The sequence below is a fragment of the Variovorax sp. OV700 genome (assembly GCF_900099805.1).
Classification (GTDB): Bacteria; Pseudomonadota; Gammaproteobacteria; order Burkholderiales; family Burkholderiaceae_C; genus Variovorax.
Genome location: NZ_FNDR01000001.1, coordinates 336,948 through 350,501, shown reverse-complemented (window position 1 = coordinate 350,501; position 13,554 = coordinate 336,948). Strand labels below are relative to the sequence as shown.

11 protein-coding genes are annotated in these 13,554 nt (G+C 66.0%); 7 read left to right on the top strand and 4 right to left on the bottom strand.

Annotation, left to right across the window (positions count from 1 at the left end):
- Positions 1–27: 27 nt before the first annotated feature.
- The 3 genes from BLR24_RS01550 to BLR24_RS01540 all read left to right on the top strand — a co-directional run bounded on the left by BLR24_RS01550 (position 28) and on the right by BLR24_RS01540 (position 5,782).
- A complete protein-coding gene (locus BLR24_RS01550) occupies positions 28–1,038 on the top strand; it encodes a chemotaxis protein CheB (protein ID WP_175543138.1) in 1,011 nt (336 codons plus the stop codon).
- Positions 1,039–1,130: 92 nt separating this feature from the next.
- Positions 1,131–1,334, top strand: coding sequence for a KGG domain-containing protein (locus BLR24_RS01545; protein ID WP_093011600.1), 204 nt, complete (start codon positions 1,131–1,133; stop codon positions 1,332–1,334).
- A 296-nt stretch (positions 1,335–1,630) separates the two neighbouring features.
- Positions 1,631–5,782 carry a CheR family methyltransferase gene (locus BLR24_RS01540; protein ID WP_093011597.1) on the top strand — a complete coding sequence of 1,384 codons (4,152 nt, stop codon included), beginning with the start codon at positions 1,631–1,633 and terminating at the stop codon, positions 5,780–5,782.
- A gap of 27 nt (positions 5,783–5,809) precedes the next feature.
- On the opposite strand, the gene BLR24_RS01535 is transcribed toward BLR24_RS01540, so the two are convergent.
- The 3 genes from BLR24_RS01535 to arsC are packed head-to-tail and all read right to left on the bottom strand — an operon-like array spanning position 5,810 to position 8,325.
- Entirely contained in the window at positions 5,810–7,150 is a 1,341-nt protein-coding gene (locus tag BLR24_RS01535; RefSeq protein WP_254787126.1) for an NUDIX domain-containing protein, read from the bottom strand.
- Positions 7,151–7,175: 25 nt separating this feature from the next.
- A complete protein-coding gene (arsH, locus tag BLR24_RS01530; RefSeq protein ID WP_302848479.1) occupies positions 7,176–7,913 on the bottom strand; it encodes an arsenical resistance protein ArsH in 738 nt (245 codons plus the stop codon).
- On the bottom strand, positions 7,879–8,325 hold the full coding sequence (gene arsC / locus BLR24_RS01525) for an arsenate reductase (glutaredoxin) (RefSeq protein WP_093011593.1): 447 nt from the start codon (positions 8,323–8,325) through the stop codon (positions 7,879–7,881). Before arsC ends, arsH begins: the two co-directional genes overlap by 35 nt.
- A 29-nt stretch (positions 8,326–8,354) precedes the next feature.
- Between arsC and BLR24_RS01520 the strand changes: the two genes are divergently transcribed.
- The 4 genes from BLR24_RS01520 (at position 8,355) to BLR24_RS01505 (ending at position 11,611) form a co-directional block, all read left to right on the top strand.
- Entirely contained in the window at positions 8,355–8,678 is a 324-nt protein-coding gene (locus BLR24_RS01520) for an ArsR/SmtB family transcription factor (RefSeq protein WP_093011590.1), read from the top strand.
- Between the two features lie 72 nt (positions 8,679–8,750).
- Positions 8,751–9,839, top strand: coding sequence for an ACR3 family arsenite efflux transporter (gene arsB, locus BLR24_RS01515; protein WP_093011588.1), 1,089 nt, complete (start codon positions 8,751–8,753; stop codon positions 9,837–9,839).
- A 116-nt stretch (positions 9,840–9,955) separates the two neighbouring features.
- The gene (locus BLR24_RS01510) at positions 9,956–10,744 is read left to right on the top strand and encodes an exodeoxyribonuclease III (RefSeq protein ID WP_093011586.1); all 789 of its coding nucleotides are present in this window, start codon (positions 9,956–9,958) and stop codon (positions 10,742–10,744) included.
- Between the two features lie 120 nt (positions 10,745–10,864).
- On the top strand, positions 10,865–11,611 hold the full coding sequence (locus BLR24_RS01505; RefSeq protein WP_093011583.1) for an EAL domain-containing protein: 747 nt from the start codon (positions 10,865–10,867) through the stop codon (positions 11,609–11,611).
- A 34-nt stretch (positions 11,612–11,645) separates the two neighbouring features.
- Here the strand turns inward: BLR24_RS01505 and BLR24_RS01500 are convergent, their stop codons facing one another.
- Entirely contained in the window at positions 11,646–13,535 is a 1,890-nt protein-coding gene (locus BLR24_RS01500; protein ID WP_093011580.1) for a GspE/PulE family protein, read from the bottom strand.
- Positions 13,536–13,554: the final 19 nt, after the last annotated feature.

Genomic DNA, 13,554 nt, shown 5'->3' with positions numbered 1-13,554 from the left:
AATCCACCGTACTTTTGCTCGTCAGGTATGCCGAACTCCCTCGAACAACAGCAGGCCATCTTCATAGGCGCTTCCGCGGGCGGCGTCTATGCCATGCTCGATCTCGTGGCTGCGCTGCCGGCCGAGTTTCCCGCGCCCATTTTCTTCGTGCAGCACATCGGTGCTCACCGCAGCCAGCTCGCTTCCTTGCTCAGCGGCCGGGGCCCCAACCGCGCGGTCGAGGGCAATGAGGGCGAGGTGCCGACGCCGGGCACCATCTACATCGCGCCGCCTGACCATCACATGCTGCTGGAAGGCGGCCTGGTTCGCCTGACCCGCGGACCCAAGGAGCACCATGCCCGCCCCGCAATCGATCCGCTTTTTCGCTCCGCTGCGCTGGATTGCGGCCCGCGCGCCGTGGGTGTCGTTCTCACCGGCATGCTCGACGATGGCAGTGCCGGCCTGCGCGCCATCAAGGACTGCGGCGGCATCGCTGTCGTGCAGGACCCGGCCGAAGCCCATGAGCCCGGCATGCCGCAGAGTGCGATGGCCGCGGTACAGGTGGACCACGTTGTCGCACTGCGGGAGATGGGCCGTCTCTTGTTCGAGCTGGCCCAGCCACGCACCGAACTGCCGGCCACCGAGCCGCCCGCAACGCTGCGCCGCGAATACGCTGTGGCGCTGGGAGATCGTGCCGTGGAAAACCTGAAAGCGATCGGCAAACCCTCGATGTTCAGCTGCCCCGACTGCGGGGGCGTGCTGTTCGAACTGAACGACAAGCGCCTCGTGCGCTACCGTTGCCACACGGGCCACGCCTTCAGCATGCGCAGCCTGGCCGCCACGCAGGAACTGGTGACCGACGCCGCGCTGTGGACTGGCCTGCGAACATTGCAGGAGAAGGAATCCATCTTGCGGCGGCTGGCTCTGGTCCAGAAGGCGGAGGGTGTCGGCAGCGCCGAAAACTCCCTGCGCGAAGCAGACGAGTTGGCTGCCGCGAGCGCTGCACTTCGCAAGCTCACGATGAGGGCGCCGAGCCCGGCGAACTTCGACGCGGACTGAGGCAGGCACGCCGCTTGCCGAATGGCGGATCGACGCGCAAAGGTTGCGCGCACAGGCCCGCGCTGGGTTCGCGGATAGAAGGAAAGCATTCAATGAACGATCAAGAAGGGCGCATCCGTTCCCGGCGCGGCTTTGCAGGGATGGATCCCGAACGCCAGCGGGAGATTGCCAGGCAAGGCGGGCGCACCGCCCACGAGTTGGGACGCGCCCATGAATTCACCCCCGAGGAGGCCCGCCATGCGCGGGCCAAGAGTCTCAACGGACAGGGACTCGCCGCCGAACGGCCCCAGGAATAAGCAGGCAGCATGGAGGAGCCGCCGCGGTCAGGCGATCGCGGCGCGCGGCGTGGCGGGTTCCCGCCTGCGCCGCTATTTGCGGCAAGTTTTGCAGGCCGTGGCCGGGCGTCTTTTTCTCCCGCCAATCTCGAAAACCCTGATGGCAGCGGAGGTGGCCCGCTCGCAAGCCCCGGAGAGGCAAAAATGGGTGAAAAATCGGCCCAAAAAACCGGAATGCGGCACTGGCAGGGGGCAAAATTTCAGGATCGAACGAGCGCACGGCAAGCCCGGGGCTCCGGCTCCGCAACCGACATTCAATGCCCACATCGAATCCGCCTTCGCCTTCTCCCGCCAGCGATGAACGAAAGCTCACGCCCAGTACCCTGAGTTTCCCGGTCATCGGTATCGGTGCCTCCGCGGGGGGGCTGGAAGCATTGATCCGTTTTTTTGAGCAGATGCCGGCCAACCCGGGCATGGCGTTTGTCGTGATCCTGCACCTTTCGCCCAAGCACGAGAGCAACGCGGCAGAGATCTTGCAGCGTTCCGCGCAAATGCCGGTGACGCAGGTCACAAAGCCGGTGCCGGTGGAAGCGAACCATGTCTACGTGATTCCGCCGGGTGTCGAGCTGACCATGAACGATGGCTACGTGCGGGCCGCTCCCAACGAACGCGCCACGGGGCACCAAGTGGCGGTGGACGTGTTCTTTCGCACCATGGCCGAGGTGCACAAGGAGAGGGCCGTCTGCATCGTGATGTCCGGCACCGGAAGCGACGGCGCGGTCGGGCTCACGCGCGTGAAGGAGAGCGGCGGCCTGGCCATGGCGCAGTCGCCCGACGACGCGGCGCACGACGGCATGCCGCGCGCGGCCATCGGCACCGGCATGGTGGACATCGTGCTGCCCGCGGCCGAGATGGGCCCGCGCCTGGTCGAGCATTGGCGCAATGCCCAGCGCATTCGCATGCCTGGCGACGAGCAGGCGGAACCCGCCCGGGCGGCCGACGACAGCGGCGACGCGACCAGGCAGGCCGAGAAGGCGTTGCAGGAGATCATGGCGCTTCTGCGCACCTACACGCGGCACGACTTTCTCCACTACAAGCGCGCCACGGTGTTGCGCCGCATCGAACGCCGGCTCCAGGTGAATCGCCTGGCCGATCTGCCGGCGTATCGCGACTTCCTGCGCGAACATCCCGAGGAGGCGGGACCGCTGCTGCAGGACATGCTCATCAGCGTGACCAACTTCTTCCGCGACCCCGAGGCCTTCGAAGCGCTCGAGCGCGACGCGCTTGCCCAGCTGATCTCGAGCAAGCAGCCCCGCGAGCAGGTGCGCGCCTGGGTGGCGGGCTGCGCCACGGGCGAGGAAGCCTATTCGCTGAGCATGCTGCTGCGCGAGCAGGTGCACCTGCAGTCCAAGCCGCTCGACATCCAGATCTTTGCCACTGACATCGATGAGCGCGCCATTGCCGCGGCGCGCAAGGGCCTCTATCCGCAGGGCATTGCAGAGGATATTTCGCCCGCGCGGCTGCAGCAATTCCTCGTGGCCGAGCAGGACCAGTACCGCGTCGCGACCTCGGTGCGCGAGCCGGTGCTCTTTGCGCTTCACAACCTGCTGCGCGACCCGCCGTTTTCGCGGCTGGACATCATCTGCTGCCGCAACCTGCTGATCTATCTCGACCGTGCGGCGCAGACCCATGTGCTGGAGATGTTCCGCATCGCGCTGCGGCCGGGCGGTTATCTGTTTCTGGGCACTTCGGAATCGATCGATGCGGTGGGCAGCCTGTTCACCTCGGTCGACAAGAAGAACCGCATCTACCGCGTGAACCCGGAGCTGCCGCCCGGGCGCCACATGCCGCTCATCAGCGATGCGCCGCTCAAGCCCGGCTGGGCCGGACCGATGGAGGCGCTGCGCTCCCCCAAGCGCTCTGAACGGCTGAGCTTTGCGGAGCTGCACCAGCGCGCGCTGGAACAGTTCTCCCCGCCGAGCGTGCTGATCAACAGCGAGCACGAGGTGCTGCACCTGTCCAACGGCGTGGGCCGATTTCTCGAGAGGGCAAGCGGCGAGCCGTCGAACAACCTGCTGAACAACGTGCGGCCCGATTTGCGCCTGGAGCTGCGAACCGCGCTCTTCAAGGCCGCGCAGACGGCCCGCAGCGTGGAGACCCGCCTGGTGCAAAGGCGCGACGACGGGCGGCAGGTGTTCCTCAACATCACGGTGCGGCCGCTGCAGCCGCAGAAGGAGGACGACGGCAAGGAAGGCGCACCACAGCTCACGCTCGTGGTGTTCGACGAGGTGGAAGACAGCATGCGCGCGGAAAGCGGCGAGCCGGCCGACGCGGCGCGCGAGCTGCTCATCGGCCAGATGGAAGGCGAGATGCGCCAGCTCAAGCTGCATCTGCAGGACACCATCGAAGGCGCCGAGACATCGACCCAGGAACTGAAGGCCTCCAACGAGGAACTGCAGGCAATCAACGAGGAGCTGCGCTCCGCCACCGAAGAACTCGAGACCAGCAAGGAAGAGCTGCAGTCGATGAACGAGGAGCTGGTGACGGTGAACTTCGAGCTCAAGATGAAGGTGGAAGAGCGTGGCCGCATCAACGACGACCTGCAGAACCTGATCACCTCGTCCGAGATTGCGACCGTGTTCGTGGACCGCGGCATGCATGTCAAGCGCTTCACGCCGCATGCGAGCAACCTGTTCAACCTGATTGCCTCGGACCTCGGGCGCCCGCTGTTCGACATCACCAGCCGGCTTGACTACCCGGAGCTGGCGGACGACACAGCCGCGGCTTTCAAGGAGCTGCGCAGCACCGAACGCCACGTGACCAGCACGCAAGGGCGGCACTACCTGGCGCGGATACTCCCGTACCGCACGGCGGAAGACAAGATCGAAGGTGCGATCCTCAATTTCTTCGACATCACCGACCTGACCGCCGCCGAAGAGCAGGTGCGTGCAGGCGAAGAAAGGCTGCGGCTGGTGGCAGCAACCACGCGGGACTTCGCCATCATTACGACCGATGAGAAGGGCTTGATCGCGACTTGGAATGCGGGTGCCCGGCGCATCTTCGGCTACTCTGAAGAAGAAATGCTGCGCAAGCCGCTTGCGACGATCTTCACGGCCGAGGATCAGGCGAACGGCGTGCCCGAAAAGGAAATGCGGCGCGCACTGGAGTCGGGCCGCTCCGAGGACGAACGCTGGCACCAGCGCAAGGACGGCAGCCGCTTTTTCTGCAGTGGCGTGACGACGCCGCTGGAACCCGCCGCAGGCGGCGGCTTCGCCAAGATCGCGCGCGACATGACGGGTACCAAGCAGCATGAGCTCGCCCAGGAGCATCGGCTCTTCAAGGAAAAGAAGGCCAGCCTCAGCGCGCAGATGGCCAATGAGCTCAAGGACAAGTTCCTGGCCGTGATGTCGCACGAACTGAAGCAGCCGCTCAACCTGATCCAGATGAACGCCGAGCTCTTGATGCACATGCCGGCCACCGCCGAGAACCCGTCCGTGCGGCGTGTCGGCGAAACCATCAAGCGCGCCGTGGCCAGCCAGACGCGCATCATCAACGACCTGCTCGATCTCTCGCGCATCCGCACCGGCAAGCTGCGGCTGAACCGCGTGGCCGTCGACCTGGGCGAGCTCGTGCAGGCCACGGCGCACGCCGCGGTAAGTGGCGCGGCCGGCAAGAAGCTCACGCTGGAGGCGGACTGCGAAGCCGGCGTGGTCTGCGATGGCGACCGTGTGCGCATCGAGCAGATCGTGTGGAACCTGTTGAGCAACGCAGTGAAGTTCACGCCCGATGGCGGGCGTATTTCGGTCCGCGTGGCAGGCGACGAAGATTTTGGCTGGCTCAAGGTGGGCGACACCGGCTGCGGCATTGCACCGGAATTTCTTCCGCACGTGTTCGGCATGTTCAACCAGGCGAGCAGCGACGCCACGCCACCCAACGGTGGCCTTGGCATTGGCCTGGCCCTGGTCAGCGAATTGACGCGGGCCCACGGTGGCCGGGTGGAGGTGCATTCGGCGGGACTGGGGAAGGGCGCAGAGTTCGACGTCTGGCTGCCGCGGGTGGGGGCGCATGTGGAGCCCCCGGCGCACAAGACGCCGGCTGAGGTCGACCTCAGCGGATGGCGCGTGCTCGCGGTGGACGACTACGCCGATGCGCTGGCTCCGTTCGCCGAGGTGCTGCGGCTCGAGGGTGCCATTGTCGACGTGGCGCCAAGCGCAAAGAAGGGCCTGGAGCTGCTCGAGACGAACAGCTACGACCTGCTGGTGTCGGACCTGGGCATGCCCGAGATGGACGGCTACCAGTTCATTGCGGAGGTGCGGCGGCGGCCTGCCACGCGCGAGCTGCGGTCCATTGCCATGTCAGGCTTCGGCCGGCGCGCCGATGCGCGCCGCGCGCTCGAAGCAGGCTTCAACGCGCATTTGCCCAAACCCGCTTCGCTCGATGAACTCAAGGCGGCCATCGGCAAGCTGTGATGCCGCGGGCTGGCCCGGCGTCGACGATCAATCAGCCGATGTGCGGAAGATGAAGCCGCTTGCGGGCGCGATCCACTCGACTTTGTCATTCGCGTGCACCGCGGGCATGACCGCTGTGCCGGTGAAAAGGGTGCGTTCCTCGGCCAGCAGAAACTGGCGCGCGGCCGCGCCATCGTCCGCCGGCCCCGGCTGCAGGACGCGCAACGTGGCGCCGCCCAGGTCGAGGGTCTGGCCATGTTCCGGCCACAGCACCGCGGCGTTCGGCCATGATGCAGATCGAAGTTCGTCGAGCGATGCGGCCGATTCCTGTGTGCGCGCCGCTGTCGAGAGCAGCCAGCGCACGGACCCGGGAGCCGCCTGGCCCTGCGCCGAGCAGCGCGGCGCGGGGTCGATCAATGCCCACTGGCCGCTTTCGCCGCCGACAAAATAGCTGTGCGGCGAGCCCGCCTCGCCGGCCACGCGGTGGATGCGCGCCGAGAGCTGGGTGACCAGGCCGGCCTTGAGTGCATAGCGCGCATCGCCTCGGCCATCGGGGTCGAGTCGGCCGATCTCCTCATACGCGGCTTCTTCGATGTTCACGGCGCGGCGGCCTGCGGGCCCATCGGCCACGCGCGGCATGTTGAGCGGAATCCCGGTGAGGGCGCGCGCATGGGCCATGCAGTGGTCGGCGCTGTCGAAACGTGCCAGTTGCTCGAGCGTGCGCCGCGTCACGTTCATCAGCTTGAGCCCTCGGCGAGTTTCCACTGCTTCGGCCGGCTTCAGCCACATGTGTTCGACGATCTCGCGGCCATCGGGCTTCACGTTTTGTGCGGGCGGCATCGCCGCGATGAAGAAGCGGGTGTCGAACCGGCGCGGCATGCCGGGCGGCGTCAGCCAGTGGCTGAAATAGGCCAGCCGGTCCATCGCGAGACGCCAGCCTTGTGCGTCGCACATGGCAAGCAGCGCATCGGTGCCTTGCTGGGCCGCATGGCGCATGGCCTCGAGCCGGCCGGCGGGCAGTTGGTCGAGTTCGACCAGGCGGTCTTCGCTGTCGCCCGCGAACAGGATGCCGGCCTCCTCGAAGCATTCGCGCACCGCGGCGGCGTAGTAATCAAGGCCGCCATCGGGCAGGCCCAGGCGCGTGCTGGCCGCGGCATCGTCCAGCCCCTTGCACATCAGGTGCAGGCTGCGGTCGTGCGTGTCGACCACGCCACCCGGGAACACGCTGGCGCCGCTGTTCTGGTCGTCGGCTTTTTCGGCGCGGCGCAGCAGCAGCACTTCCATGCCGTGGGCGCTGTCGCGCAAGAGAATCAGACTGGCTGCAGTGCGGATGGGGCGCGGCACGGACGATGGCGGGGCCGGCGTGGCCGCCGAGGGCTTGGCGTTCATGGGCGCCGATTGTCGGGCCAAAGCCTCAGATGGCGCGCTGGTTCACCCGCTTGGAAAGCTGCTCGGCGCTTTCCTTGCGCTCGCTGTAGCGGTCGACAAGGTAGTCGGCGGCGCCGCGCGTGAGCAGCGTGAACTTCACGAGTTCTTCCATCACGTCGACCACCCGCTCGTAGTACGAAGAAGGCTTCATGCGGCCGGCTTCGTCGAATTCGAGGAAGGCCTTGGCAACGGACGACTGGTTGGGGATGGTCAGCATGCGCATCCAGCGCCCGAGCACGCGCAACTGGTTCACCGCATTGAACGACTGCGATCCACCCGACACCTGCATGACGGCGAGCGTCTTGCCCTGCGTCGGCCGTACGGCACCCACGCTGAGCGGGATCCAGTCGATCTGCGCCTTCATGATGCCGGTCATGGACCCGTGACGCTCGGGCGAGCACCACACCATGCCTTCGGCCCATTGCGCGAGCGTGCGCAGCTCCTGCACCTTGGGGTGATCGTCCGGTGCGCTGTCCGGCAACGGCAGGCCGGCGGGATCGAAGATGCGCGTTTCGCCGCCCATCGCCTCGAGCAGGCGCGCCGCTTCTTCGGTCAAGAGGCGGCTGTAAGAACGCTCGCGCAGCGAGCCGTAGAGCAGCAGGAAGCGCGGTGCATGCCGCGGCGATGTCGCGCTGGCCAGTCGCTCGGACGAGGGCCGGTCGAACAGCTCGGCGTCGATGTTGGGGAGTTCACGCAGGGCGATCGACACGGCGGCCCTCCGCATCGATGACGGCTTCGCCGTCTTCCTTGGTGAACGCGCCTTTTTGCGGCGCCGGCAGGATGTCGAGCACCTCTTCGGAGGGGCGGCACAGCCGCGTGCCGAGCGGCGTGACCACGATGGGTCGGTTGATGAGGATCGGGTGCGCGAGCATGAAGTCGATCAGCTGCTCGTCCGTCCACTTCGGATCGTCCAGGCCGAGCTCTTCGTACGGCGTGCCTTTCTTGCGCAGCAGGGCGCGCGGCGCCATGCTCATTGCGGCGAGCATTTCGCGCAGCGTTTCCTTGCCGGGCGGCGTCTTCAGGTATTCGATGACCTGCGGCTCTTCGCCGCTATTGCGGATCATCGCCAGCGTGTTGCGCGACGTGCCGCACGCCGGGTTGTGAAAGATGGTGATGGAGGAGGTCGGTGATTGCATTCTTACAATTATGCAACTATTATTGAAATATGGAAGAACAAGACATCGTCAAGTCGCTTGCAGCGCTAGCCCAACCCGTGCGCCTTCAGGTGTTTCGCGCCCTGGTGGTGGCGGGCCCGGCGGGGCTCACGCCCGGTGCGCTGGTCGATGCGCTCGGCGTTCAGGCCACCAGCCTGTCGTTCCACTTGAAGGAGCTGGCCCATTCCGGGCTGGTGACACAAGAGCGAAGCGGCCGCAACTTGATCTACCGCGCCGCGTTCGAGCAGATGAACGCGCTCATCGGCTACCTGACGGAAAACTGCTGCCAGGGCGAGGCGTGCCTGCCGCACGCAGCGCAGGCCTGTGCATGCTGAATGAACGAAAAAAATGAAGCAACTGCGTATCCATCCAAAGGCCCAGGTCGCCATGGCGAGGCCGTTTCTTTCATGAGCGCCAATCCCGCCGCCGTTGTGCCGTCCGCATCTTCCGCACCGCCCCCCGCCATCGGCTTCTTCGAACGCTACCTCACGATCTGGGTCGCGCTGTGCATCGTGGCCGGCATTGCGCTCGGCCAGTGGCTGCCGGGCGTGTTCCGCGGCATCGCGTCGCTGGAGGTGGCCAAGGTCAACGTGCCGGTAGGCGTGCTCATCTGGGTGATGATCATCCCCATGCTGCTGAAGATCGACTTCGCGGCGCTCGGCCAGGTCAGGGCGCATTGGCGCGGCATCGGTGTCACGCTTTTCATCAATTGGGCGGTGAAGCCTTTCTCGATGGCGCTGCTCGGCTGGATTTTCATTCGCCACGTGTTCGCGCCGCTGCTGCCGCCAGGGCAGCTCGACAGCTACATCGCGGGCCTCATCTTGCTGGCCGCGGCGCCTTGCACCGCGATGGTGTTCGTCTGGAGCCAGCTGTGCAGGGGCGATCCGTACTTCACGCTGTCGCAGGTGGCGCTCAACGACGCGATCATGGTGGTGGCCTTCGCGCCCGTGGTCGCGCTCTTGCTCGGGCTCTCGTCGATCACGGTGCCGTGGGACACGCTGCTGACGTCGGTGGGCCTGTACATCGTGGTGCCGGTGATCATTTCGCAATTGCTGCGCAAGCATCTGCTCAAGAAGGGCGCGGCGCACTTCCAGGCGGTTGCGGCGCGGCTGGGGCCGTGGTCGATCTCGGCGCTGCTGCTCACGCTGGTGCTGCTGTTCGCCTTCCAGGGCGAGGCCATCCTGCGGCAGCCGCTGGTGATTGCGCTGCTTGCGGTGCCCATCCTGATCCAGGTGTTCGTGAATTCCGGCCTGGCCTATGTGCTCAACCGCAAGCTGGGCGTGGCGCATTGCGTGGCCGGCCCGTCGGCACTCATCGGCGCCAGCAACTTCTTCGAGCTTGCGGTGGCCACGGCCATCAGCCTGTTCGGCTTCCAGTCGGGCGCCGCGCTGGCCACGGTGGTCGGGGTACTGATTGAAGTGCCTGTGATGCTGCTGGTGGTCGCGGTGGTCAACAGGTCGCAGGGCTGGTACGAAAAGGGCGCGAAGACGGCCTGACGGAAGCCGGCGATCGGCAGGGGGCGCCGGGCTCCCCGCAGGGCGTGTTCTCCGACATGGCCGGGGCGGCTTCAGGGCCATGATCCGGAATCCGGTTCTTCTTCGATGCAGAGTCCATGAAGATCGCGACCTTCAACGTCAACGGCGTCAATGGCCGGTTGCCGCGCCTCCTGGAGTGGCTGGCCGAGTCCCGCCCCGATGTCGCATGCCTGCAGGAGCTCAAGGCGCCCGACATGGGCTTTCCCGCGGCCGCGATCCGCGAAGCGGGCTACGGCGTGGTGTTCCACGGGCAGCGCTCCTGGAACGGCGTGGCCCTCCTCGCGCGTGGAAGCGAACCGATCGAGACCGGCCGCGGCCTCGACGGCAATTCCGAAGACAGCCAGAGCCGGTACATCGAAGCCGTGGTCAACGGCGTGATCGTCGGTTGCCTGTACCTGCCCAACGGCAACCCACAGCCCGGCCCCAAGTTCGACTACAAGCTCGAATGGTTCGAGCGGCTGAACGCCCATGCGGGGCGTCTCTTCAACTGCGGCATGCCGGCCGTGCTGGCCGGTGATTTCAACGTGGTGCCTACCGACGCCGATATTTACAACCCGGCCTCGTGGCGCGACGATGCGCTGCTGCAGCCCGAAAGCCGCGCCGCCTTCGCGCGGCTGCTCGAGCAGGGGTGGACCGACGCCATCCGCGCCCGACATCCGGGCGAGGCGGTCTACACCTATTGGGACTATTGGCGAAACCGGTGGCCGCGCAACGCAGGGCTGCGCATCGACCATCTTCTGCTGAACGACGAACTGGCGCCCCTGCTGGTCGACGCGAACGTGGACCGCGAGGTGCGCGGGCGGCCCGGCGCAAGCGATCACGCGCCAGCGTGGGTCGAACTGGCGCTGCCCGCGCGCTGGGCTTGAGCGCGGGAAATTGGAAACTGCGGCGGAAAAACCACGGTTAACCGGAATGGTGACAGAGAGGTTACATTTGAAGACTGTGCACTATTCAATTACTTGGCCCATTCCTGAGGATCCATTCCAGTGATTACCGGAGCAACGGCCGATGCCAGCTTTTCCCGGGGTTTCGACGCCGGGTTCGTCATGGCCTTTCAGCCCATCGTGGATTTCGAGCGGCGGGAAATCTTTGCGCACGAAGCGCTGGTGCGGGGCGCCTCGGGCGAGGGCGCCCTGGAAGTCTTCTCGCGCGTGAATCCGCAGCACCGGTTCGCGTTTCATGAAGCTTGCCGCGTGAAGGCCATTGAAACTGCATCCGAACTGGGCATGCAATCGAAGCTCAGCCTCAACATCATGCCCAACGACGTGGCCGGGCAGACAGAGTGTTTTCATACGGCCATGGCGGCCGCCGAGCGCTGCAACTTTCCGGTCCACCGCCTGATGTTCGAGATCACCGAAGGCGAACGCGTGGCCGACCTGCCGGCATTGGCGGCCGCCTTTCGCACCTACAAGGGCTATGGCTTCACCTCGGCCATCGACGACTTCGGCGCCGCCTATGCGGGCTTCGAACTGCTCGCGGAGTTCCAGCCCGACGTGGTGAAGATCGACATGGGCCTGGTGCGCAACATTCACAACGACCCGGTCCGGCTCAGCATCGTGCGGGGCCTTGTCGGCACCTGCCTGGAGCTCGGCATTCGTGCCGTTGCAGAAGGCGTCGAGTCTTCCGACGAAGTGCACGCGCTCCAGTCGCTGGGCGTGGAACTGTTCCAGGGATTCCTGTTCGCCCGGCCCGCCATCGCCACGCTGCCGCCGGTGGCGTGGGACGCCGCCTGAGGCGGAGGCACGGGCCGCGCCTTCGGGCGCCGACTCACATGTTGCTGGTTGCGCGGACCTCTTCGATGGTGGTCTTGCCCGCAAGAACCTTGTCGATGCCGTCCTGGCGCAGGGTGCGCATGCCTTCCTGCATGGCGGCGTCCTGCAGTTCCTCCGCGCGGGCGCCGTTCTGGACCAGGCGGCGCAGCGTCCTGGAGATCACCATCAGTTCGTGAATGCCGACGCGCCCGTTGAAACCGGTGCTGTCGCAATGCGGGCATCCGGTGCTCGTGAAGGCGTGCAGCTGCCCGTCGCGGCCATATTGGCCGAGCCAGTGCTTGTGTACCAACTCGCGCTCGGCCTGCATGGCATCGTGCGCGGCGAATGAATGCATGTAGTCGGCCAGCAGTTCCTCGACCTCTTCGGCGCGCATGGGCCGGCTCTGGATGCAATGGGTGCAGAGGCGGCGCACCAGCCGCTGCGCCAGCACGGCCAGCAGCGAATCTGCAAAATTGAACGGGTCCATGCCCATGTCGAGCAGCCGCGTCACGGTTTCGGGCGCGCTGTTGGTGTGCAGCGTCGACAGCACGAGGTGGCCGGTGAGAGAGGCCTCGATGGCCGTCTTGGCGGTTTCCTCGTCGCGGATTTCGCCGACCATGATCACGTCGGGATCGGCGCGCACGAAAGCCCGCAGCGCCTTGGCAAAGGTCCAGTCGATGCGCGGATTGACCTGGACCTGGCGCAGGCCGGGCTGGGTGATTTCGACCGGGTCCTCGGCGGTCCAGATCTTTCGCTCGGGCGTGTTGATGTGCATGAGCGCCGAGTGCAGCGTGGTGGTCTTGCCCGAGCCCGTGGGGCCCACGCAAAGCACCATGCCGTAGGGGCGTTCGACCGCCTTCTTGAACTGCGCGAGGTTGCGCTGCGAGAGCCCGAGCTTGTCCAGCGCAATGGGTTGCGCCGAGGCCAGGATCCGCATCACCACATCTTCGAGGCCGTTGGCCGTGGGAATGGTGGCCACGCGCAGTTCGATGCGGTGCTGCGGCGAATACTTGGCGAAATTGATCTTGCCGTCCTGCGGCTTGCGCCTTTCGCTGATGTCCAGGTCGCACATGATCTTGATGCGCGCCACCACCACGTTGCGGTAGGTGGCCGGCAGCTCCAGGTGGGTGTGCAGCCGCCCGTCGCGGCGGAACCGGATGCGGGTCTTCTCCTGGCCGGGATAGCTTTCGATGTGGATGTCCGACGCGCCTTCGCGGTGCGCGTCGATGATCATGCTGTTGATCATTCGCACCAGCGAGTTGTCCGACTGTTCGATGGGCGCCTCTTCGACCACCGGAGCGCGCTCTTCCTTCTCCAGGGTGACCAGCAGTTCGCTGGTACCTGCTCCGTCGAAGTCGAGCGGCCGCGAGGGGTCGTGGACGATGGTGGGATCGGGAGTGTCCTGGCCGAGCTTTCCGTAGGCCTTGTAGAGCACGGTGTCCAGCACCAGGCATTCCCCGATCACCGGCACCACCTTCATCTGCGTGATGAACTCCACTTCGTCGATTGCCGCGTGCCGGCTGGCCGGATCGTCGAGCGCAAGAATGAGGCGCCCCTCGTGGAACATGAGCGGCATGACCTGCAGGCGCCGCGCTGCGCCGTGCGTGATGGTTCGCAAGGCGTCCACTGCCACCGGGAACACGTGCAGGTTCACCAGCGGATAGCCCATCTTGCGCACGAGCGCGGCCTGCAGCTGGGCCCTGGTGACCACGCCCATGCGCACCAGCGTCTCGCCGAGCGGCACGCTGCGGTCGAGCTTCTGCTGCTCCAGGCCTGCGCGCAACTGCTCTTCGGTGAGGACGCCGAGCGCCATCAGTGCCTGGCCGATACGCAGGATCGGCATGTGGCTTTGAACCTCCAGCGCATGCAGCAATTGCTCGGGCGTGACGACTTCTGTGGGGGACATGAATGGATCTCCTGTGGGG

Coding starts and splice junctions, on each gene's coding strand:
- arsC (WP_093011593.1), bottom strand. CDS start 8,325: ATGCAATCACCGACCTCCTCCATCACCATCTTTCACAACCCGGCGTGC.
- arsB (WP_093011588.1), top strand. CDS start 8,751: ATGAGCGCCAATCCCGCCGCCGTTGTGCCGTCCGCATCTTCCGCACCG.
- BLR24_RS01510 (WP_093011586.1), top strand. CDS start 9,956: ATGAAGATCGCGACCTTCAACGTCAACGGCGTCAATGGCCGGTTGCCG.
- BLR24_RS01540 (WP_093011597.1), top strand. CDS start 1,631: ATGCCCACATCGAATCCGCCTTCGCCTTCTCCCGCCAGCGATGAACGA.
- BLR24_RS01550 (WP_175543138.1), top strand. CDS start 28: ATGCCGAACTCCCTCGAACAACAGCAGGCCATCTTCATAGGCGCTTCC.
- BLR24_RS01545 (WP_093011600.1), top strand. CDS start 1,131: ATGAACGATCAAGAAGGGCGCATCCGTTCCCGGCGCGGCTTTGCAGGG.
- BLR24_RS01535 (WP_254787126.1), bottom strand. CDS start 7,150: ATGAACGCCAAGCCCTCGGCGGCCACGCCGGCCCCGCCATCGTCCGTG.
- BLR24_RS01520 (WP_093011590.1), top strand. CDS start 8,355: ATGGAAGAACAAGACATCGTCAAGTCGCTTGCAGCGCTAGCCCAACCC.
- arsH (WP_302848479.1), bottom strand. CDS start 7,913: ATGCGGAGGGCCGCCGTGTCGATCGCCCTGCGTGAACTCCCCAACATC.
- BLR24_RS01500 (WP_093011580.1), bottom strand. CDS start 13,535: ATGTCCCCCACAGAAGTCGTCACGCCCGAGCAATTGCTGCATGCGCTG.